This window comes from Pseudomonas sp. SMV7 (assembly GCF_052041995.1).
In the GTDB taxonomy this organism is placed as follows: Bacteria; Pseudomonadota; Gammaproteobacteria; order Pseudomonadales; family Pseudomonadaceae; genus Aquipseudomonas.
Map to the genome: position 1 here is coordinate 533,847 of NZ_JBKGGT010000001.1, position 22,474 is coordinate 556,320.

At 63.6% G+C, this 22,474-nt stretch carries 16 protein-coding genes; 6 read left to right on the forward strand and 10 right to left on the reverse strand.

Annotated features, from left to right (window positions below):
- Positions 1–72: 72 nt before the first annotated feature.
- From ACLEJP_RS02645 to ACLEJP_RS02655, 3 genes are all read left to right on the forward strand, one after another.
- Positions 73–1,227, forward strand: coding sequence for a hypothetical protein (locus ACLEJP_RS02645; protein ID WP_440804359.1), 1,155 nt, complete (start codon positions 73–75; stop codon positions 1,225–1,227).
- 72 nt (positions 1,228–1,299) lie between these two features.
- Complete coding sequence (locus ACLEJP_RS02650) at positions 1,300–2,427, forward strand: glycosyltransferase family 61 protein (RefSeq protein ID WP_440804362.1); 1,128 nt, start codon at positions 1,300–1,302, stop codon at positions 2,425–2,427.
- A 36-nt stretch (positions 2,428–2,463) separates the two neighbouring features.
- Entirely contained in the window at positions 2,464–3,252 is a 789-nt protein-coding gene (locus tag ACLEJP_RS02655; RefSeq protein ID WP_440804364.1) for an AraC family transcriptional regulator, read from the forward strand.
- Here ACLEJP_RS02655 and ACLEJP_RS02660 read toward each other — a convergent pair.
- Positions 3,228–3,836 carry a LysE family translocator gene (locus tag ACLEJP_RS02660; protein WP_440804366.1) on the reverse strand — a complete coding sequence of 203 codons (609 nt, stop codon included), beginning with the start codon at positions 3,834–3,836 and terminating at the stop codon, positions 3,228–3,230. The genes ACLEJP_RS02655 and ACLEJP_RS02660 overlap by 25 nt on opposite strands.
- Before the next feature lie 279 nt (positions 3,837–4,115).
- On the opposite strand from ACLEJP_RS02660, the gene ACLEJP_RS02665 reads away from it, so the two are divergent.
- Positions 4,116–5,687 carry a TerC family protein gene (locus tag ACLEJP_RS02665; RefSeq protein WP_440804368.1) on the forward strand — a complete coding sequence of 524 codons (1,572 nt, stop codon included), beginning with the start codon at positions 4,116–4,118 and terminating at the stop codon, positions 5,685–5,687.
- On the opposite strand, the gene rarD is transcribed toward ACLEJP_RS02665, so the two are convergent.
- Together rarD and ACLEJP_RS02675 are read right to left on the reverse strand one after the other, a co-directional pair.
- Positions 5,650–6,537 carry an EamA family transporter RarD gene (gene rarD, locus ACLEJP_RS02670; RefSeq protein WP_440804370.1) on the reverse strand — a complete coding sequence of 296 codons (888 nt, stop codon included), beginning with the start codon at positions 6,535–6,537 and terminating at the stop codon, positions 5,650–5,652. The two genes, ACLEJP_RS02665 and rarD, sit on opposite strands and share 38 nt — an antisense overlap.
- Before the next feature lie 32 nt (positions 6,538–6,569).
- Positions 6,570–8,156 (reverse strand): EAL domain-containing protein, encoded by a 1,587-nt coding sequence (locus ACLEJP_RS02675; protein WP_440804373.1) that lies wholly within the window; start codon positions 8,154–8,156, stop codon positions 6,570–6,572.
- Positions 8,157–8,453: 297 nt separating this feature from the next.
- Here ACLEJP_RS02675 and hppD point away from each other — a divergent pair, with 297 nt between their 5' ends.
- Positions 8,454–9,530, forward strand: a complete 1,077-nt coding sequence (hppD, locus tag ACLEJP_RS02680; RefSeq protein ID WP_440804376.1) for a 4-hydroxyphenylpyruvate dioxygenase — start codon at positions 8,454–8,456, stop codon at positions 9,528–9,530.
- A gap of 19 nt (positions 9,531–9,549) precedes the next feature.
- Here the strand turns inward: hppD and ACLEJP_RS02685 are convergent, their stop codons facing one another.
- Entirely contained in the window at positions 9,550–10,356 is an 807-nt protein-coding gene (locus tag ACLEJP_RS02685) for a CSS-motif domain-containing protein (RefSeq protein WP_440804378.1), read from the reverse strand.
- A 132-nt stretch (positions 10,357–10,488) separates the two neighbouring features.
- The gene (locus tag ACLEJP_RS02690; protein WP_440804379.1) at positions 10,489–11,175 is read right to left on the reverse strand and encodes a type 1 glutamine amidotransferase domain-containing protein; all 687 of its coding nucleotides are present in this window, start codon (positions 11,173–11,175) and stop codon (positions 10,489–10,491) included.
- 193 nt (positions 11,176–11,368) lie between these two features.
- On the opposite strand from ACLEJP_RS02690, the gene ACLEJP_RS02695 reads away from it, so the two are divergent.
- Positions 11,369–13,435, forward strand: a complete 2,067-nt coding sequence (locus tag ACLEJP_RS02695; protein WP_440804380.1) for an ATP-binding protein — start codon at positions 11,369–11,371, stop codon at positions 13,433–13,435.
- 5 nt (positions 13,436–13,440) lie between these two features.
- Here ACLEJP_RS02695 and ACLEJP_RS02700 read toward each other — a convergent pair whose 3' ends face one another.
- The 5 genes from ACLEJP_RS02700 to mexE all read right to left on the reverse strand — a co-directional run bounded on the left by ACLEJP_RS02700 (position 13,441) and on the right by mexE (position 22,288).
- A complete protein-coding gene (locus ACLEJP_RS02700; protein ID WP_440804381.1) occupies positions 13,441–15,057 on the reverse strand; it encodes a response regulator in 1,617 nt (538 codons plus the stop codon).
- 78 nt (positions 15,058–15,135) lie between these two features.
- Positions 15,136–16,191 carry a tetratricopeptide repeat protein gene (locus ACLEJP_RS02705; RefSeq protein ID WP_289135045.1) on the reverse strand — a complete coding sequence of 352 codons (1,056 nt, stop codon included), beginning with the start codon at positions 16,189–16,191 and terminating at the stop codon, positions 15,136–15,138.
- 251 nt (positions 16,192–16,442) lie between these two features.
- Positions 16,443–17,858, reverse strand: coding sequence for an efflux transporter outer membrane subunit (locus tag ACLEJP_RS02710; protein ID WP_440804382.1), 1,416 nt, complete (start codon positions 17,856–17,858; stop codon positions 16,443–16,445).
- Positions 17,855–21,034 (reverse strand): efflux RND transporter permease subunit, encoded by a 3,180-nt coding sequence (locus tag ACLEJP_RS02715; protein ID WP_440804383.1) that lies wholly within the window; start codon positions 21,032–21,034, stop codon positions 17,855–17,857. The genes ACLEJP_RS02710 and ACLEJP_RS02715 overlap by 4 nt, the downstream gene beginning before the upstream one ends.
- A gap of 12 nt (positions 21,035–21,046) precedes the next feature.
- Positions 21,047–22,288 (reverse strand): multidrug efflux RND transporter periplasmic adaptor subunit MexE, encoded by a 1,242-nt coding sequence (mexE, locus tag ACLEJP_RS02720; RefSeq protein ID WP_440804384.1) that lies wholly within the window; start codon positions 22,286–22,288, stop codon positions 21,047–21,049.
- Positions 22,289–22,474 lie beyond the last annotated feature (186 nt).

Here is a 22,474-nt window from a genome sequence, read left to right on the forward strand (position 1 = left end):
CGCGCGTATCCGGTAACAACAATTGTTCTTTTCCGATAGACCAAGTGCACATCGAAGGACGTCGAAGCAGAAATGAAAGCGACCTTGACGGCATTGGCGCGAAAACACCTGTCGCCCTCGATACGCTACGAAATGAGACACTTGGCCAGCCAAGTGCGCGAAGTGCTGGCGCGTGCCTGTTTCTGGCGCTGGGAAGTTGCCAGGTTCCGCCTGCAGCAGGAAAGCCCGTACGAAATTGTCTATGTCGGCCGCAAGCAGCAAAGGGAGATGGCCAAGCTGCTGATCGCCGGCAAGGGCCAGGGCAGTGCCGGGATCGTTGACAGCACGAGCGCGACGACGGCGGCCAGCCATGTGGTGGTGGTCAGCGAAATGCCCACGGCAGGAGCATTGTCGGTACCGCACTACCTGAGCGCGGTGGTGCCGCTGGGCCGTGCGCTGGAGGACATCACGGCGCGCTACGACAGCGAACTCAGGCGGAGCATTCGCAAGCATCGCCCGCTATACCGCATGCGCCAGGCCCTGACGGACGAGGAGATCGCCATGGCCGACCGTGATCTTCTGCGCCCGTATGCCAGCGCCAGGCAGGGTATTCATGCGGCACAGTTTCCCACGGCGGAAGTGTTTCGTATCGCCAGAAGCGTCGGCCGGCTCGACCTGATCACCTGTGGTGACGAGGTGATTGGTTGTCATCTGGGCTGCGAGGTAGTGCGTGGTGGCAAACGTTACTGGAGCACATTGCGTTTCGGTTATTGCCAGGCGGTGTTCTCCGACGCGCGCAAGTTGCGCGAGGTGAATTCCATCACCACGTTCATGGCGCTGGAGTGGGCACTGGAGAAGGGGTTTGATTACTACGATATCGGCCTTTGCCTGGCGCGCCCGGATGACGGTTTGTTGAAATGGAAGCGCCGTCGCGGCGGCGATATCGATTCGCTGGGCAACCATGCCTATCTGTTTGTCCGCCTGCCCAGGACCGGCACGGCGAAGTTTCTCTGGGACACACCGATGTTTGCGGTGGAAGGTGACAAACTCACCTTGCACCTGGGGCTGCCCGACGGCCCGAGTGACGAGGAAGTGGCCAGCCGCTATCAGGAAATGGTGTTTGGCGGCGTGCACAAGATCTATCTCTATGGCCGTAACGGCGCGGGCGAGTCATTCCTGGAAACCTTGCGCAATCGTTACGCCAACCTGCAGTCACCGCCCACCCTGGAGCGGGTCATGTGCAGCTGAAAGCTGCCGAGGCTGCGTTGGCCGGCCGCGCCGTGCCAGGCTTTTGGCTTCGTCACCAAGGGAGGACGCTTCATGGACAGCGACATCTCGCAGTTCAGTGCATCGCCGCTGGCCCGGCAGCACACCTGGACCCTGGCTGCCTACCGCTACATGCTGCGCAAACGGTTGGGCAGGCGCAGCAACATCGACCTCAGGAGCGTGGCGGCCAAGCGCTGGGAGATCGCTCCTGGTGAGCTCACGGTCTCGCCATCGGCCTTCTACCTGCCAGGCCAGCTGGAGCGGGTGACCGGCTGGGAGGGCAAGCGCTTTTATCCGTACGTGCATCCGGGCCCGACCATGCAGGGCGGCATCAGCATGCAGCAAGCGCCTACCCGCGGTTACCTGCTCAAGGATGTATGGCTGGTCGAGGGGGCGTTGTACAAGGGCAGGGCCAGCCATTGGCTGTCGCTGAAGCCAAGCACCTTTCCGACCATCAGCGTGGACCACGAAGTCGATCGCGCGGCGATCTACTGCACGCAGAACGGCAATACCTGGTTCGGCAACTGGATGACGGAAGACTGCCCGACCTATGCACTGGCTTGTAACGAGGGCGTACCGGTGACCACCGCGCCTTCGGCGAGGTTCCCGTTGTATCCCCAGGTGCCGGCCTATGAAGACTGGCTGGAGATGAAACCGCTGCGCCTGCGCAGCGCGTTCTTTCGCGAACTGGTGCTGTTCGATGACCAGGGCAACAACCGCAGCCGGCATGTCCGCTACCGGGCCATGGGCGACAAGTTGCTGGCCCACGTGGCGCATGCGCCACACCCTGGCGTGTTCCTGCTGCGCGGGGGCGATGGCGACTTGCGCCTGTTGCGCAATGAGCTGGCGCTGGCCGAGCACTTGCGGGCCAGCCGCGGCTTTCGCATCGTCAATCCGCTGAAGTGCGATGTACCCGCTATTGTGGCGGCCTGCGCCGGGGCGAGGGTGGTGATGGGGGTGGAGGGTAGCCAGCTGGTGCATGGCGTGAACGTACTGCAACCCGGCGGTTGTCTGCTGACTTTGCAGCCGCCGAACCGGTTCGTCAGCTACTACAAGTACCTGACGGACCGTGACGACCAGCATTTCGGCTTCGTGGTCGGGACCCCGGAAGGCGATGGTTTCAGCATTGATATCGGCGAAGTGGAACGGACGCTCGACCTGTTCCCTCGGCAAAGTGTGTAGTATCCGGATGCATGACTGCGGCGAGCGAGGCGGGGAATGATCGAAGTATCAAGGTTCTGGCGCGATCCGGCGTTGCCCTTCGTCGAAGCCCGACGGGTAGGGGACGGGCGCCAGGTGTGCTATGCCGCGCATTCCCACGAGAGCTTTTCCCTCGGGGTGATCACCGGAGGGCGCAGTACCTACCGGAACGCCGACCGGCACATCGAGGTGGAGGCCGGTACCACGGTGCTGATGAACCCAGGCGTGGTGCATGCCTGCAATCCCATCGCAGGGGAACCGTGGTCGTACCTGATGCTGTTCGTCGATATGCCCTGGCTGCAGGCACAGGGTTTTACCTTGCCGTCCCAGGCCTGGAGCCGCTCGCCAGCGCTGTACCGACGGCTGTTGCAGCTGTTCGCCGACCTTTTCGACGCCAGCCTGGCAGACCGGGAAGACCGTCTGGCGGCACTGTTTGCCACGTTGCCGTCGCTGCTCGAGGCTGGTAGTGCCGACGTGCACGACGCCGGTAACCCGCGGCTGGACACCGCGGCAGCCTTCATACGTGCCCATCGCTGCGACCCGCTGAGCCTGGAAGACATCTGTGCAGCCTGCGGCCTGTCACGCTCGTACCTGATCCGGGCGTTCCGCCAGCGCTTCGGCCTGACACCGCACGGCTACCTGCTCGACCAGCGCGTGCAACTGGCCAGGGCGCAGTTGCGCCAAGGGCGGGCGATTGCCGAGGTTGCGCAGGAGGCCGGGTTTGCCGACCAGGCGCACCTGCAGCGGGCCTTCAAGCAGCACCTGGCGACGACCCCCGGGCATTACCGCAAGGCTGCCGCTTGCTGACCTTGCATGAGCAGACAGGCTGCGCTGACCAGCAGCAACACCGCCAGGCCCCGATTCAGCAGGCGCAGGTGCCGAGGGTCGCCCAGGTACTGCCGGATCACGCTGCCTGCCCACGCCCAGCTGGCTACCGAGAGGAAGCAGATCGGTCCGTAGATCCAGGCAAACAACCACAGCAACTGTTGCTCACCGCCGGTGTAGGCGCCGACGCCGGCCACCGCTGCCAGCCAGGCTTTGGGGTTGAGCCATTGCATTGCGGCACCGTGCCACGCCGAAGGCGCCCGGAGCAGGTGCGCGCTGCCCAGTTGCCCGTCGTCGCCAGCCAGCTTCCAGGCCATGTACAGCAGAAACGCGACACCGCCCCAGTGCAGCAGCAAGCCCAGCAGCGGCCAGCGCAACAGCAACTGGTGCACACCCAGGCCGACCAGCACCAGCAGCAGGCAGAAGCCCAGCGTGGCCCCAGCCACATGGGTCAGGCTGGCGCGCAGGCCATGGCGGGCACCGCTGCCCAGCGCGACGATGTTGACCGGGCCGGGGGAAATCGAAGCCGCCAGTGCGAAGGCGGCCATGGACAAGGACAGGCTCATGCGGAGCTCCGTTTGCTAGGGGAGGGTTGTCATGCTCGGCTATCGACAGGCGGTGATATTGAAGAAAAGTACCCAGTGCCCAGCGCATTCGCGTCCGCGGGCTTGTTACAGGTTTTGTAATAGTTTTCCGTTATCGAGGTTGCTTGTTCAGGCTGTACGATCCTGTTCCCTACTTGCAATCAAGGTCTATATGAGCACCTTCGCGGAGCCCCCCAGTTCCCGGCCTACACGGCCTCCCTTCCCCCGTCCTCGTGACGCTGCCCACATGAGTATCCGCTAATGGAATGGCTAGCCGACCCCACGGCCTGGCTGGGCCTGTTGACGCTTATCGTCCTCGAGCTGGTGCTGGGTATCGACAACCTGGTGTTCATTGCCATTCTCGCCGACAAGCTGCCGCCGCATCAGCGCGACCGCGCGCGGGTGATCGGCCTGAGCCTGGCGTTGATCATGCGCCTGGGCCTGTTGGCCAGCATTTCCTGGATGGTCACCTTGACCGCGCCGTTGTTCGAGGTGTTCGACAAGAGCTTCTCCGGCCGTGACCTGATCATGCTGTTCGGCGGCGTGTTCCTGCTGTTCAAGGCCACCATGGAGCTGCATGAACGCCTGGAAGGCCATGTGGCCCAGGCCAGCGGCGCGGTACGGCATGCCGCGTTCTGGCCGATCGTGGCGCAGATCGTGGTGCTCGACGCAGTGTTCTCGCTGGACGCGGTCATCACCGCGGTGGGCATGGTCGAACAGCTGTCGGTGATGATGATCGCGGTGGTCTTCTCGATCGGCATCATGATTGTCGCCAGCAAGCCGCTGACCCGCTTCGTCAACGCCCACCCCACGGTGATCATGCTGTGCCTGGGCTTCCTGATGATGATCGGTTTCAGCCTGACCGCCGAAGGCCTGGGCTTCCATATTCCGAAAGGTTACCTGTACGCGGCGATCGGCTTCTCCATCCTGATCGAGCTGTTCAACCAGCTGGCCCGTGCCCGCCGCAAGCGCAGCCTGCAGCAGCATCGGCCGTTGCGCGAGCGTACTGCGCATGCCGTGCTGCGCCTGCTGGGTGGCCGCCGGGTCGAGGCTGACGAGGTGGGTGAAGAGATCGCCGACCTGGTCGACGGCGGTGGGGAGCAGGTCGTGTTTGACCGCCGCGAGCGGGTGATGATCAGTGGCGTGCTGAACCTGGCCGAGCGGCCGATCCGCACGCTGATGACCGCCCGCGCCGAGGTCGATGTGATCGACCTGGCGCAGCCGGCCGAGGCCATTGCCCAGGCCCTGGCCAACTCGCCGTACTCGCGCCTGCCGTTGATCCGTGATGGCCGGGTGGACGAGCCGCTGGGCTTCGTGCACAAGAAGGAACTGCTCAAGGAACTGCTGGCAGGCAACCAGCCGGACCTGGAAGGCATGGCACGGGCACCGTTGAACCTGCTGGAGAGCTTCAGCATCCTCAACGCCCTGGAACAGATGCGTGGCCAGTCCACCCACATTGCCTTCGTGGTCAACGAGTTCGGTGACTTTACCGGCCTGCTGACCATGACCGACATCCTCGAGTCGATTGCCGGTGAACTGCCCGATGCCAGCGAGGTTGAAGGGCCGGGCATCGTCGAGGACGGCACGGGCTTCGTGGTCAGCGGTGCGGTGAACCTGAGCCAGGTGCAGGCGCGCACCGGTTTCAGCGCCCGCGCCACCGAGGACTACCAGACCCTCGCGGGCCTGGTGATGAGCCTGCTTGACCGCCTGCCGGTGGTAGGTGATCGCCTGGCCTGGAATGGCTGGACGCTGACCGTGGAGGCGGTGGAAGAACGGCGTGTGCGCCAGGTTCGGCTTACACCGAACGGCGACGTTGGCGCAGCAGGTGCCTGATACCTTCGAGGATCAGCACCAGCACCGCGGCCCAGATTGGCAGGTAGGTCAACCATTGGTCCGGGCCGATGGTTTCACCGAGCAGCAAAGCCACGCCTACCAGGAGCACCGGTTCGACATAGCTGAGCAGGCCGAACAGGCTGAAGGGCAACAAACGGCTGGCCAGCACGTAGGCAATCAGCGCCGAGGCGCTGATTGCACCAAGGACCGGGATCAATGCATATAGGCCGGGGTGGGCCTGCAGGTCGGCAGCGGACAGCGGGCCCTGGATAACGAAATACAACGCCCATGGCAACAACAGGCACATGTCGCACCACAGGCCGCCCAGGTGGTCGGTACGGCAACGCCGGCGCAAGACGAAGTAGATCGGGTAGCCGATCGTGACCACCAGGGTTTCCCAGGCGAAACTGCCATGCTGGAACAGCTCGTGGCCCACGCCCAGCGCGGCACAGGCCACCGCCACCTTTTGCAGGCGCGACAGCCGCTCGCCATACACCAGCCGCCCGGTCAGGACCATGGCCAATGGCAGCAGGAAATAGCCCATCGACACTTCCAGGCTGCGCCCATGCAGGGGCGCCCAGAGAAACAGCCACAGTTGCACACCCATTAGCCATGAGGTGCCGAGCATGCCCAGTGCCAGCAGCGGCGTGCGCTTTACCCGGGCAAGCAATTCGCCGACCCGCTTCCAGTCTTTCGAGACAAGCATGAACAGGGTCAGGCAAGGCAGGGTCAACAGGGTGCGCCAGCCAAAGATCTCCTCGCCATCGAGTGGCGACAGCAATGAGGTATAGAAGTACATCACGGCGAACAGACAGGACGCCATGACCGACGAGAAAATGCCTTTTGACACGAATGCCTCGAATTGGGAGTTGAGCGACTGGATCAGCCGCGCATGATCTCAGGGGGCGCAGCTTGCGGCAACCGCGATGCGCTCGCATGTGCAGCCAGCGCTTCGAGGAACGCGGCCGCCGGCATGGGCCTGGCGTACAGGTAGCCTTGCTGGTAGTCCACGTGGTGACGTGCCAGGTAGTCGCGCTGGGCTTCGGTTTCCACGCCCTCGGCGACGATGCCCAGGCCCAGCTTGGCCGACAGCTCGATGATGGTATCGAGGATATGCACCGACAGCGCGTCACCACCGATCATGGCGACGAAGCTCTGGTCGATCTTCAGGTAGTCGACCTTGAACTGGCGCAGGTAATTGAGGCTGGACTGGCCGGTACCGAAGTCGTCAAGGGCAATTTTCACCCCCATGGCGTCCAGCTTTTCGAACAGTTCCAGCGTCACTGGCGTGGCCTCGATCAGCTTGCGCTCGGTCAGCTCCAGGGTCAGCACCACCCGGCCAGGCGGGAAATGCTGGAGGAAGGTACGACAGTCGTCCAGCAGGCTGAAGTCGCGACAATGGTCGGCGGTGATGTTGATGCCGATATGAAAGCCGTCGTCCAGCAGCCCGACATAGGGCGCCAGGCTCTGCGCAGTGTGGGTCATCAGGGCGCGGGTCATGGCGACGATCTGCCCGCTGTGTTCAGCATAGGGGATGAACAGGTCGGGCCTCACCAGGCCTTCCTGCGGGTGGTTCCAGCGCATCAGCACTTCGGCGCCGGCCCAACGGTAGTCACCCTTGCGTACCACTGGCTGGAAATACGGCAGGAATTCGTCAGCCTCCAGGGCACGGCGCAGTTCGGCACGGGGCGAGGTGATACGGCGTATCTGCCAGCGGCACACCAGCGCAGAAACCGTACCCAGCACCAGCAGCAAGCCGAACAGGGCGGGGTAGTGGCTGCGCCAGAGCTGGCCTTGCCTGTCGCTGCCATAGCCACCCTGCACGCTGAACGGGTAGCGTGTCGAGCCAAACTGCACATTGGCCTTGGCTGCGGCAGGTGGCTGGCCCTGGCGTACGATGCCATCCTTGCCCAGCCAGGCATTGCCCACGCGAAGCTGCAGCACTTCGTCAGGGCCGATCAGGCGCAGCGCCGTGAGCAGGTGCTCACCGTCCACCGTGCTGATCGCGCCTTGGTCCCCCTTGCTGACGCGGTAGACCAGCAGCGGGTGGCCCGGGGTGACCGAGTTGCCATCCATCAGCCATAACTTGCCGTCGGCGTAGTCGCCGGCGTTGACCGGCTCGTCGAAGTCGCCGAACAGCGAGGAACAATACAGGGTGTTGTGCCTGACCAGGTTGGTCGAGCGAACGAAGGCGTTGCGCGTGACTTCGGCGCGCAATCTGAGCTTGGCCTGCTGGCATGGGCTGCCGGCAAGCGGCAGCAGGGCATCGGCAGCGCTGGCCAGGTTGTCGAGAATACGTTCGACATGCGCCACCACCTGGCGGGTGGTGGCTTGGCTGCTGGCCTGCATTTCACGTTCGATCTGCCAGTTCATCACGGCCAGGCCGCCTATCACCGGCAGCGCGCCGACGACCCAGGGCAGCAGGGTGCGCCAGGTAAGGCCGGCGCGGCGTTTGGCGGTAAGGGGCATACTGACTGATCTGCAGGAACAATAACGAGAGGATAGCCGTTTGTCGGCACCCACGAGTAACTAAAACGCGACAAACGTTTTTACGCCCTGTAGAATCGATTTACGAATACAACAATAAGGTCCTTCAATGGCGAAGGATCAAGCCCGCCGAGAATGGTCCATATGACATACCATGGGTTCAAGCTGATCATAGGTGACTTCCTCGCCCGCAGCGTGCGTGGAATTCCCTGCTCACCGCCAGTTCTGTTCGACATCCCGCGCAACCTATAAATTTTCGCTGCAGATGAGGACACGAACATGGCTGATATCTTTGACAATCCAATGGGCCTGATGGGCTTCGAATTCATTGAACTGGCTTCGCCGACCCCTGGCGTACTCGAGCCGGTATTCCAGATGCTCGGCTTCACCAAGGTGGCTACCCACCGCTCCAAGGATGTGCACCTGTATCGCCAGGGTGGCATCAACCTGATCCTGAACAACGAACCCAAGAGCATCGCCTCGTACTTCGCCGCCGAGCATGGCCCTTCGGTGTGCGGCATGGCGTTCCGCGTGCGCAACGCCCATGAGGCTTATGCCCGTGCGCTGGAGCTGGGCGCCCAGCCGGTGGAAATCGAAACCGGGCCGATGGAGCTGCGCCTGCCAGCCATCAAGGGTATCGGTGGTGCACCGTTGTACCTGATCGACCGCTTCGAAGAGGGCAGCTCGATCTACGATATCGACTTCAAGTTCATCGAAGGTGTGGACCGTAACCCGGTGGGTGCCGGCCTGAAGATCATCGATCACCTCACCCACAACGTCTATCGCGGGCGCATGGCGTACTGGGCCGGCTTCTACGAAAAACTGTTCAACTTCCGTGAAATCCGCTACTTCGATATCAAGGGCGAATACACCGGGCTGACCTCCAAGGCCATGACCGCACCGGATGGCATGATCCGCATCCCGCTCAACGAAGAGTCTTCGAAGGGCGCCGGGCAGATCGAAGAGTTCCTGATGCAGTTCAACGGTGAAGGCATCCAGCACGTGGCCTTCCTGACCGATGACCTGCTCAAGACCTGGGATGCCTTGAAAGGCCTTGGCATGCGCTTCATGACGGCACCGCCGCAAACCTATTACGAAATGCTGGAAGAACGCCTGCCTGGCCATGGCGAGCCAGTCGATGAGCTGAAGGCACGGGGTATTTTGCTCGATGGTGCCTCGCAGCCAGGCGACAAGCGCCTGCTGTTGCAGATCTTCTCGGAAACACTGCTCGGCCCGGTGTTCTTCGAGTTCATCCAGCGCAAGGGCGATGATGGCTTTGGTGAGGGCAACTTCAAGGCGCTGTTCGAATCCATCGAGCGTGACCAGGTACGCCGTGGTGTACTGAGTACCGACTGATAGCTCAAGGGAACCGCCGTCATGGGTCAATGGCGGCGGTGTCACCCTTTCTCTTGCGCGTTCTGGCCAGGCCCAGGTATGTAATGAACATGCTGGCGACCCCGACCAGTACCAGCGAGGGGAGTACCTGATGCAGGGAAAGGCGGAACTCCTGCGCTGCATACCCTTTGGCGTAGCCACCGATCACCACGTAGCCATATTTTTCCGATACTGCTCGCTGGTTGTATTCGGCTTGCGAAGGGCGTTGTGCGTCGCGGCTATCCCCGTCGCTCCAGATGTATTGGTCGTTGAATTCCAGCAGCAAGGTCAGGCCGTCCTGGAAGCCGCGAAGTTCGTCGCGTAGCAAGCGACCGTAGGCTGTTGCGATGACACCGGGATCGCTGTGCGGTTTCTGGAGCTTGATGATTGCCGCGTTGGGCGACGAAGGGACGTCGAATGCCAGTTTCACCTGCTGTCCGGACTCGGAAAAAGCGGAGAGGTACTCCAAGGGGTCCATGTCCGTCGCACAATACGCTTGTTTGCTGCGGGTCAGCGCCAATGAGCGAAGGTGTGGGCTGCTGGCGACGCTCTGGTCGAGCGCATCCAGCACTTCGGCACAGGGTTTGCCGGCCAGCGGCAGGATTGCTTCCAGGCTGGACTCCATGCGGCCCAGTGCGTGGTCGACGCTGAAAACCGCCTCCTTGACGGAAACCTGGGCATTTTCTTCGAGTTTCCTTCCCAGCTGGTAATTCATCATCAGCAACCCGGAGAGCACGGGTATGATGCCGATGGCCAGAATCAGTAACAATTTTCGCCAATTGATAGTTTGAATCATGATAATTGCCATAGGCGTGCCGCTCCGTTGACCTTTGCTGTTCGGGGTGAACAGGTCGGCATCGATCCTATGTGCTTGATGACACTTCTGCTGTAGGCGACTAGTGTTGCGTCTTTACAGAAAAGCCGAAGCTCATTGTCAGCTTCACCTCTGCTTCAATTTCGCCAATACCTGCTCGGCCAGCAGGGCGGTGGAGGCCGGGTTCTGCCCGGTAATCAGCCGATCATCGGCCACCACGTAGGGCATCCACGGGTCCTCATGCTTGCTGTAGTGGCCGCCACGGGCAACCAGCTCGTTCTCCGTCAGAAACGGGACCACGTTGTCCAGTTCGGCGAGCTTCTCCTCGGTGTTGGAAAAGCCCGTCACCTTGCGCTCCTTCAGCAACAGGCGGTGGTCGCTGAGCTTGATGTTCAGCAGGCCGACAACACCGTGGCAGACTGCAGCGACAATCCCGTTGTTCTCATATACCTGGCGCGCCAGCCCCTGCAGCGGCTGGTTATCGGCAAAGTCGTACATGACCCCATGGCCGCCGGTGTAGTAGATGACGCTGTACTCGGTGGCCTTCACCTGGCCAGGGCTCAAGGTGTTACCCAGGCGGGTCATGAAGCGTTTGTCGTCATACCACTGCCAGTCCAGGTCAGGGGCCATTTGCAGGCTGTGCGGGTCGATGGGCACGTAGCCACCCAGGGGGCTCACATAATCGACCGTGTAGCCGGCCTTTTCGACCTGTTCGACAAAGTGCACGGCTTCCCCGAGCCACAATCCGGTTGGCCGCTTGAGGGTCGGATACTTGGCCGTATTGGTCAGCACCGCCAGCATTTTCTTGCTCATGACCACGCTCCCATTGGCAACCTGAATGGGCCGTTGCTCCCTGGCCCGGGAAAAGCCTATTGAGCATAGCTGTCCGCTGCTGGTGCGTCATAGCGCCTGGTGTGCGTTGTGCTAACTTGAACAGCACTCATGGGCGAGCCCGCCGCGGGCGGTGATGCCCATTCAGCCTTGAGCACAGAGGGGGTGAGGATAATTGGTCGCAAACGTTACGCCGCACGAACCTGCGTCGCAGGTGGCTCTGCAGCCGCCTGCTGCGCCGCCGGGCGAGACGATGGCCGAACGGATTGCGCAGTTCGACTGGGGGCGAACTTCGCTCGGGCCCTGGCCGCGCTGGCCGGCATCGCTGCGTATCGCCGTCGACATGATGCACCTGTCTCCGTTCCCATGTGCCGTGGTCTGGGGGGCCGATCTCAGCGTGGTTCACAATGATGCCTACCGGGCGTTGCGGGCCGTTGCTCCGGACGCGTTGGGCATGGCCTTCGATGCATTATGGAGCGATGTCTGGCCACACATGGGGCCGTGGGTGTTCAAGGCCCTCGAGGGGCGCCCGAGTTTTGTCGAGTATCCACCGCTGCGTATCACCTGCGGCGCAGGTGCCGAGCCGCTCTGGTGCGCGTTCGGGTATGCCCCGTTGCACGATGAACTGGGCAGCGTGGCAGGGCTGCTGCACACCGTGATCGAGACCACTGCCGGACTCGACGCCCACTATCATTGGCGCGAACAGGCACGTAGTTTCGAATTGCAGATCGAACGGCATGTGGCTGAGCGCGAGCAGTTCTGGCAGTTGTCGCGTGACGCGATGATGACCGTTACCCCCGACCTGAGGCTGTGTGCCGCCAACCCTGCCTGGTACCGTATCCTGGGCTGGTCGGAAGAGCAGGTACGCGGTGCCCTGGTGCTGGACCTGGTACATCCGGCCGACCGTGCTGAAGTCCAGGTGGCCGCCAGCGGGCTCCTGCAGTTCCACAATACCGAGCAGATCGAGACCCGCCTGCGTCATCGTGATGGCCATTACCACTGGTTTCGCTGGAGCGCGCGGTTCGATGGCAGCCTGCTGACCGCGGTTGGTCGCGACATTACCGAAGACCGTGAGGAAGCCGCTCGTCAGTCCGAAGCACTGATGCGCAACCATCAACGCCTGGAGGTAGTTGGTCAGTTGGCCGGCGGCGTGGGCCACGAAATGAACAATTTGCTGTCCGGTATTGGCGGTAGCCTCGAGCTGTTGCAGCGCCGCTTTCAGGAGGGACGCCTGGAACGGGTCGAGGCCTATGTGGAAGTGGCGCGCGATTCGGTGCAGCGCGCCATGGAGCTGACTCATCGCCTGCTGGCGTTTTCACGCCACCAGCCCTTGGCCCCGAAGGTGCTGGATTTAAACCGGCAGTTGCGCTTGAGCGAACCTCTGCTGCTCACGGCGTTGGGCGTGGAAATGTGCCTGCACTGGCAGCTGGATGTTACACCGTGGGCGGTATGCCTGGATGTGGCCCAGCTCGAGAATGCCTTGATCAACCTCTGCACCAACGCGCGCGAAGCCTGCCTTGAGCGGGGCAATGTCACGTTGCGCAGCGTCAACAAGCGGCTGACGACCTGGTTTCCGGATGAGCAGGGCTTGCCGCCAGGCGACTATGTAGCCTTGCAGGTCGAGGATGATGGTCACGGCATGGCAGCAGCAGACATTGCCAGGGCGTTTGAACCTTTCTTCACCAGCAAACCCATCGGGCGTGGGTCCGGGCTTGGCTTGTCGATGGTGTATGGCTTCGTCGGTCAGTCGGGGGGCTACACCTGGATCGAATCGGCGCCGAACCAGGGCACCCGGGTTTCCATGCTGTTTCCAAGGTGCCATGAGCCGCTCCCCGAGGCGCCGCGGGTGATCCAGCGCGCGCAGCGCATGGCATGCGGAGAGCGCCTGCTGCTGGTCGATGATGAGCTGGGTTTGCGGTCAGTCATGCGCGAGTACCTGGCTGAACGTGGCTTCGACGTGACTGAGGCGGGCGACGCCAATACCGCGCTGGAGCGCTTCCGCCATGACGGCCCGTTCGCCCTGGTAATCACCGACATCGGCTTGCCGGGTGGTTTCAGTGGCCGACAAGTGGCCAAGGCCATGCGCATGCAGCTTCCGCAGCAGAGGATCCTGTTCATCACCGGTTACGCCGACCAGCGGATCGAGGCACAGTTGCTCGAACACCCAGGCACGGCATTGATGAACAAACCGTTCTCGCTGGGGGACCTGGCGGACGAGGTACTTCGTCTGCTCGACGAGTGAACGGCTCAGGGCCTGCCCAGAATCTGCGTCACCAGGGCCTGCAGTTGCTGCAGTTCGAACGGCTTGCCCAGCAGGTGCATGCCCGCGGCCAGGAAGCCGTCGCGGACCATGGCCGTTTCCGCGTAGCCGGTAATGAACAGAACCGGCAAGCGCGGGCGCAGGCTGCGGGCAATCTCGGCCAGTTGCCGGCCGTTCATGCCGGGCAGGCCGACATCCGTGAGCAGCAGGTCGACGGGCTGGTTCGAGCGCAGTACCTTCAGCCCGTCATTGGCATCGGCGCCACTCTGGCAGGCAAAGCCCTCTTCGCGCAGGGCCTGGCACAGCAGCTGGCGTACATCCGGATCGTCCTCGACCACCAGCACGTGATGGCCCTTGCCACCCTGCACGGGTAACACCGGCTCCTGCGAGGGCTGGGCCTGGCCCAGGTGGCGCGGCAGGTACAGTTCCACCTGGGTCCCTTGGCCAAGCTGGCTATGCAGGGTGACATGGCCGCCGGACTGCTTGCTGAAACCGTACACCATTGACAGCCCGAGGCCGATGCCCTGGCCGATCGCCTTGGTACTGAAGAACGGCTCGAAAGCGTGCTCCAGCGTGCTTTGCGCCATGCCTTGGCCGTCATCGATGATTCGCAGGCGAACATAGTCACCGGCACACAGGGCGCCTTCGGTGACATGCCCGGCACCGATGGCCTGGTTGGTCGCCTCGATGCGCAAATGGCCACCACTGGGCATGGCTTCGCAGGCATTCAGCAGCAAATTGTCGAGCGCCTCCTGTAATTGCTGGCCATCGGCCTCTACTGGCCACAGACCCTCGGTAAGATCCACCTGCACGCGCACGGACGGGGTCACGCAGGCCACCAGGCGCTTCGTCTGCAGCAACTGGTGCAGGTCGATGCGCTGGCTGTGCAACGATTGTCGGGAAGAGAAGGCCAGCAGGCGGTGGGTCAGCCGGGCGGCGCGTGACACCGCTTCGCGGCCCATGCGCAGCATGGTGTCCAGGCCGTCACTGCGGCCCTGCTGCAGGCGCCGGTCAATCAGCTCGAAACTGCCGCCGATACTGGTGAGCAGGTTGTTGAAATCATGTGCGACCCCACCGGCGAGTTGGCCAATGGCCTCCATTTTCCGCGCCTGGTAGCGGGCAAACTCGCTGCGCTCCTGCGCCTCGCCGGGCGATACGCCCTGCGCTTGCAGGCGTAGCTGCAGATCCAGCAGCTGATCGCGTACCAGATACTGTCGGCGTCGGTTGCGCAGCGCGGACTGGGCCATCTGCAGCAGTTGGGCATTTTCGAACGGTACCGCCAGCCACATCAGATTGCCCAGTGGCGTGTGACCTGAAGCCGTAACGCGGCGATTACCCTGGACAAGCAGCACGATAGGCAGGTCCGACCAGCCGGGTTGCTGGTCGAGGAACGCCTGCAACAAGGGGCTCGGGCCTGCGTCGAATACCTGCTCGGCAATGATCGCGAGGCCTGCGCCCTCCGCCAGACAAGCCTGTAGCCGGGTCAGGTCGGGCGCGCACAGGCTGTCGATGCCGGCGCAAGCGAGCGGCCGAGCGATATCTGCGGCTAACGGCGCGGGCGCGAGGATCAAGGCACGTTCTTCCAGCGCCGACGAACTGACCAAGACGATTCCCCCAAGGGTGGTCCGATACCCACTGGACCTTGGAGACGACCGCGGGGTTCAACCGAATTGCAGCGTTGCCTACAGGCCTTGTTGCAACACCGGGTCGTCCGGGTTCTGCTGTTCCAGTTCGGCCAACAGCACCTGCACGTTCTGCAACTGGCCGGTCTCTTTCCAGTACTGGATCAGCAACACCCGTGCCCGGCGATTGGCCGGTTGCCGATTGAGCACGGTTTCCAGCTGCTTCTGCGCGGCATCGACCTGTTCCAGCTCATGCAGGGTGACCGCCAGGGTGTAGCGGTAGTCGGTATTGTCCGGGTCCAGCTCGACAGCGCGGGACAAGGCCAGCAGCGCGTATTCGCGCTGTTCATGGCGGTTCAGCCAGAGGCCTAGCTCGTACTGCAGGAAAGCCGAGTCGGGACTCAATGCCAGGGCCTTGGCCAGTACCTGCCGCGAGGCATCATGATGGCCCTGGCGTTCCAGCAGGCGTACCTGGGTGGCCAAGGCATCGAGGTTGCCAGGGGCTATCGCCAAGGCACGCTGCAGAGCGGCGGCGGCTTGGTCGTAGTCGTTTTCATGGAGGTACAGGCGCGCCAGGTGGACCTGGGCGTCAGTATCCCCGGGTTGTTGCTCCAGGGCCTGTTGATACTGTTCGAGGGCTGCCTGCAGCGGGCCGAAATACAGGCCGATGGCGTCCGGGTCGAGACCCAGCAGGGCGTCCACGGCGGCAAAGCGCACGCTTTGCTCCTGGTCGTCCAGCAGCGGGCCAAGCACCAGGCTGCGCTGCGCCGCCGGCAGCAGGCGGCGGATGCTGGCGATGGCCGCCCGACGTACCAGTGGGTCGCCATGCTCGAGGTCCTGGCGGGCGAGCTTCAATGCCTGCGGCGAAGGGTAATTGGGCAATTCGGCGTACAGGGCTGCACGCCGAACCGGGGGCAGGTCGTTGCGTTGCAGTTGCTGGTACAACACCCGCGCAGCGCCGGGCTGGCCTTCGTGGGCCTGGCGCAAGGCCTTGGCGTAGCTGTGCGCAGGCAAGGTTGGCGGCGGCGGCTGGTCGTCGCGCCACAGGTAGCCGAACAGGGCCGACACCACGATCAACAGCAGCAGGGCGATCAGGTAGCGGTTGCGTCTGGGCATCGGACGATCCGTGGCGGCGGGAAGGCAAAGCTTGGGGCAGGTGGGGGGGTAAATGCAACCGGGTGGGGGTTGTCAGGTGCCTGGCTCGGGTTTGGTGGGCGGCGCTCGGCCTCACAGGCAATGCACATCCCATGGCGTACACCCCGCGCACGATAGACCTCCCCGTTCATAAAAAAGCCCCGCGGGCCTTCGCCTGCGGGGCAAACGGTTGGGGGAGGAGCCAACCAAAGGAGTCGTTGGAACAGGGCGAATCAGCGGGCGCTGGCGACGGTCTCCGGTTGCCAGCCGCCGCCCAGGGCCTTGTAGATCGAGACGATGCCGCGGTACAGCTCGACCTCACCCTGGGCTTGCGCATCTTCCGCACTGAGCCGCTCACGCTCGGCATCGAGCAGCACCAGGTAGTCCACCGTACCCTCGCGGTAACGAACCGAAGCCAGCTCCGCAGCCTTGCGGCTGGCATCGCTCTGGCGCATCAGCGACAGCAGCCGCTGCTGGGTCTTGTCGTAATCGCTGAAGGCATTCGCCGATTCTTCCAGGGCCAGCAACACCTGCTGTTCATAGTTGGCCAGCGCCCCTTCGGCATCGGCCTTGGCGCCGCGCAGGCGAGCCCTCACGCTGCCGAGGTCGAAGGCCGCCCAGGTGATGCTCGGGCCGAGGGCCCAGGCGTTGGCTGCCGAGGAACCGATCTGCGAACCGCGGGCGGCAGTAAAGCCGAGGAAGCCACTGAGGCTGACGCGGGGAAACAGGTCAGCCGTGGCCACGCCGACATTGGCCGTGGCCGCCGCCAACTGGCGCTCGGCACTACGGATGTCCGGGCGACGACGCAGCAGTTCTGCCGGGTCTCCCACCGGCAGCGCCTTGGCGATTGCCGGCAGGGCCTTGGGCGACAGGTCGACACTGAGCGCCTCGGGGCGCTGGCCAAGCAAGGTGGCGATACGGTGCCGGGCGCGGGCCTGTTCCGCCTGCAGTTGTGGCACCGTGGCCTCGACCCCGGCCAGGCGCGCATCGGCACGCACCACATCGAGGTCGTTGCCGACACCAGCGTCCCGCAGGGTTTCAGTGATGGCCCGCGATTCCTGCTGGGTCTTGAGGTTGGCCAGGGCGATCTTCTCGCGCAACTGCGCACCGCGCAGCTGGCCATAGGCATCGACCAGTTCGGCAATCAGGCTGACCTGCAGCTGCTGCAGGTCGGCCGCAGCCACCGCTTCCTGGGCTTCGCTGGCTTCGATCTGGCGCTGGATGCGGCCAAACAGGTCAAGTTCCCAGGCCATGTCCAGGCCCAGGTCGTAGCGCTCGCTGTTCACGCGCTGGGTGGTCTGGCCGGGGACCTGGCCCTTGCCGATATCACTGCTGGCGCGGCTGGTGACCACCGGGAACTGATCGTTCTCGGCGTCTTCACGGATCGAGCGGGCCGCTTTCAGGCGGGCGAAGGCCACGCGCAGGTCACGGTTGCCATCCAGCGAAGCCTGCACCAGCTGGTTCAGTACCGGGTCGTCGAACTGCTTCCACCACAGGCTTTCGAAGCGGCTACGGTCGTACGCCTTGGCCTGTACATCGCTGGCCAATTGCGCAGGTTCGGTGGCTGGTGCCTGGTAATCCGGGCCTACCGCGCAGGCCGCCAAGGCCAGCGCCAGCAGGCTCGGGGTCAAGGGTTTGAGCAGGTTCATGCATGGCTCTCCAGCGAGTGCACGCGTTCGGCCTTGCGGGCCTGGCGGCGTTCGACGAAACGGCGGATCAGGAAGAAGAACACGGGGGTGAGGAAGAGGCCGAACACGGTCACCCCGATCATCCCCGAAAACACTGCCACGCCCATCGCATGGCGCATTTCCGCGCCGGCACCGGAGGAGAACACCAGCGGGACCACACCCATGATGAATGCGATCGAGGTCATCAGGATCGGTCGTAGACGCAGACGGCAGGCTTCCAGCACTGCGGCCAGCGGGTCGAGGCCTTCGGCCTGCTTGTCCTTGGCGAACTCGACGATCAGGATCGCGTTCTTGCACGCCAGGCCCACCAGCACGATCAGGCCGATCTGGGTGAAGATGTTGTTGTCACCACCGGAAATGATCACCCCGGTAATCGCCGACAGCAGGGTCATCGGCACGATCAGGATCACCGCCAGCGGCAGGCTCCAGCTTTCGTACTGGGCAGCCAGCACCAGGAACGCCAGCAGCACGCACAGCGGGAAGACGAACAGCGCGGTGTTGCCCGCCAGGATCTGCTGGTAGGTCAGGTCGGTCCATTCGAAGGTCATGCCGTTGGGCAATTCCTCTTTCAGCAGCTTCTCGATTGCCGCTTCGGCCTGGCCGGAGCTGTAACCCGGCGCTGCAGCGCCGTTGATTTCTGCGGTGATGAAGCCGTTGTAGTGCATCACCCGGTCCGGCCCGGAGGTGTCGCTGACCTTGAGGAAGGTCGCCAGCGGGATCATTTCGCCGAGGTTGTTGCGTACCTTCAGCTGGCCGATCTGTTCGGCATCGAGGCGGAACTGCTGTTCGGCCTGGACATTGACCTGGTAGGTACGGCCAAAGCGGTTGAAGTCGTTGGTGTACAGCGAGCCCAGGTAGACCTGCAGGGTATCGAAGATATCGGTGATCGCCACGCCATGGGTCTTGGCCTTTTCCCGGTCGATGGCCGCATCCACCTGCGGCACGTTGACCTGGTAGCTGGTGAACAGGCCCGCCAGCTCCGGCACGTTGCGGCTCTTGGCGATGATGTTCTGGGTTTCCTTGTACAGCGCTTCGTAGCCCAGGTTGCCGCGGTCCTCGATCTGCAGGCGGAAGCCGCCAATGGTGCCCAGGCCTTGTACCGGTGGTGGCGGGAAGATCGCGATGTAGGCGTCCTGGATATCGGCGAACTGGGCATTCAGCGCTGCAGCGATCGCAGCGGCCGACTGGCTCGGGTCCTTGCGCTCGTCGAACGGCTTGAGCGGGGTGAACACAATGCCGCTGTTCGGGCTGTTGGTGAAACCGTTGATCGACAGGCCAGGGAAGGCTACCGAGTCGGCCACGCCAGGCTGCTTCAGGGCGATTTCACTCATGCGCTTGATCACCGCCTCGGTGCGGTCGAGGCTGGCCGCGTCAGGCAACTGGGCGAAGGCTACCAGGTACTGCTTGTCCTGCGCCGGCACGAAGCCGGTCGGGGTGGACGCGAAGCCCAGGTAGGTCAGGCCCATCAGGCCGGCATACACGAACAGGGCGATACTGCTGGAGCGGATGACCCGGCGCACGCCACCGACGTAGCGGTTGGAAGCACGGTCGAAGAAGCGGTTGAACGGCGCGAACAGCCAGCTGCCCAGCAGCTTTTCCAGGAACCGCGAGAAACGGTCCTTGGGCGCATGGTGGTCCTTGAGCAGCACCGCTGCCAGGGCCGGCGACAGGGTCAGCGAGTTGAAGGCCGAGATCACCGTGGAAATCGCGATGGTCAGGGCGAACTGCTTGTAGAACTGCCCGGTGAGGCCGGAGATGAACGCGGCAGGCACGAACACGGCGCACAGTACCAGGGCGGTGGCGATGATCGGGCCGGTCACTTCGCTCATGGCCTTTTGCGTGGCATCCAGCGGCTTGAGGCCCAGGCCGATGTTGCGCTCGACGTTTTCCACCACCACGATGGCGTCGTCCACCACGATACCGATGGCCAGGACCAGGCCGAACAATGACAGCGCGTTGAGCGAGAAGCCGAACAGGTGCATGACGGCGAAGGTACCGATCAGCGAGACCGGCACAGCCAGCAGCGGGATGATCGAGGCACGCCAGGTCTGCAGGAACAGGATCACCACCAGCACCACCAGCACCAGCGCTTCGAAGAGGGTGTGCACCACCGCTTCGATGGAGCCCCGGACGAACACGGTCGGGTCATAGACGATGCTGTAGTCCATGCCTTCGGGGAAGTCCTTCTTCAGCTCGGCCATTTTCGCCCGTACTTCATCGGAAATCTCGATGGCGTTGGAGCCGGGGCGCTGGAAGATCGGGATGGCGACCGCCGGCTGGTTGTTCAGCAGCGAGCGCAGGGCGTACTGGCTGGAGCCGAGCTCGACCCGGGCGATGTCCTTCAGGCGGGTGATTTCGCCATCGGCACCAGCACGAATGATGATGTTTTCGAACTCTTCCTCGTTGACCAGGCGGCCCTGGGTGTTGATCGACAGCTGGAAGCTGGTCGAACCCGGGGCGGGCGGGGCGCCCAGCTGGCCGGCAGCCACCTGGCGGTTCTGCTCGCGGATCGCGGCCACTACATCACTGGCGGTGAGGTTGCGCGAGGCGGTCTTGTTCGGGTCGAGCCACACGCGCAGCGAGTAGTCGCCCATGCCGAACAGTTGCACGTCGCCCACGCCGCCCAGGCGCGCCAGCTCGTCCTTGATGTTGAGGATGGCGTAGTTGGACAGGTACAGCATGTCGTAGCGGTTGTCCGGCGAGGTCAGGTGCACGACCATGGTCAGGTCGGGCGAGGCCTTGTCGACGGTGATACCGATACGGGTCACTTCCTCGGGCAGCTTGGGCTGGGTGCGGGTGACGCGGTTCTGCACCTGCACCTGGGCGTTGTCCAGGTCGGTGCCCAGGGCGAAGGTGATGGTCAGCGTCAGCTTGCCGTCAGCGGTGGACTGCGAGGACATGTACAGCATGTTCTCGACACCGGTGATGGCCTGCTCCAGCGGCGCGGCAACGGTCTCGCCGATGACCTTGGGGTTGGCGCCGGGGAAGTTGGCGCGCACCACCACGGTCGGCGGCACGACTTCGGGGTATTCGCTGATCGGCAGCTGGAACAGCGAGATCGAGCCTGCGATCAGCAGTACCAGCGACAGCACCGCGGCGAAGATCGGCCGGGTAATGAAGAATTTCGAGAAGTTCATCGGTGGGGTCCCTTAACCGCGTGGCGCCGGGGCGCTGGCGACTTTCACGTTGTTGCCCGCTACCTTCGGCGCCGGGTTGCTGGCCTCCAGGGCCTGGCGCTGTTGGGCGAGGGCGGCGAGGGTCTGTTCACTGGCCATCGGCGTCTCTTCCGGCGTGACCGGCGAACCCGGGCGTACACGCTGCAGGCCCTTGACCACGATGCGGTCGTCCTTGCCCAGGCCGCTGCGCACGATGCGCAGGCCTTCCAGCTTCGGTCCCAGTTCGACGGCGCGGTAAGTGGCCTTGTTGTCCTTGTCCATCACCAGCACGAACTTCTTGCCCAGGTCGGTGCCTACCGCTTCGTCGTTGATCAGCACGGCGTGGTACTGGGCGCTGCCGACCAGCTTCAGGCGGGCGTACAGGCCCGGGGTGAACTGGCCGTCGCTGTTGTCGAATACCGCCCGGCCACGGATGGTGCCGGTGCGCGGGTTGACCTGGTTGTCGACGAAGTTCATCTGCCCCAGGTGCGGGTTGCCGGTTTCGTTGGTCAGGCCCAGGTACACGGGGGTGCTCTGGCCACGCTGGCCTTCGCGGGCCAGTTGGGTGTACTTGAGGTACACGCGCTCGTCGGCGTCGAAGTAGGCGTACACCTTGTCGGTAGACACCACGCTGGTCAGCGGGGTGACATCGGCAGTCACGATGTTGCCGGCCGTGAACAGGGCACGGCTGACCCGGCCGCTGATCGGCGCGGTGACACGGGTGAAGCTGAGGTTGAGGCGGGCCAGGTCAAGCTGGGCCTGGATTGCGTCAACCCCGGCGCGGGCTTCGGCGGCGGCGCTGCTGCGCGATTCGGCCAGTTCCGCAGAGATCGCGTTGCTGTCACGCAGGCGTTCGCCGCGGCGCGCTTCGTTGGCACTACGGATGGCAGTGGCCTTGGCCTGCTGCAGTTGCGCTTCGAGGCGGCGGACCTCGGCCTGGAACGGGCGTGGGTCGATCTGGAACAGCAGGTCGCCTTTCTTGACCTGGGCGCCTTCGGTGAATGCCACCAGGTCGATCTGGCCGGACACCCGCGGGCGTACTTCGACGGTTTCCGGGGCCTCGAGGCGGCCGGTGAACTCGTCCCATTCATTGATCGGTTGCTCGATCACCTTCGCCACACTGACCTTCGGCGCGGTGGGAGCCTGCACAGCGTCGGGGGTTCGGCCGCAAGCGCTGATCACCACCACTGCCAGGGCAGCGAGGGGCAAGCGCAAGGGTTTGAGTGATTGTTCCATGGAGAACTCCGCCAGAATATGAATAGTGGGCGGAGTGTGAGTGTCTTGCGCGCAAGGCACGAATCGAACGGGACGAAGGTTATTATCACGCCGAATGATATCTGCGGAGCGATCATCGACGGCAACCTCGGTTTGCCGGTCGGGGCGCATTGCAGAGCGCCGCGCGGCGTACAGGCGCAGCTGCCC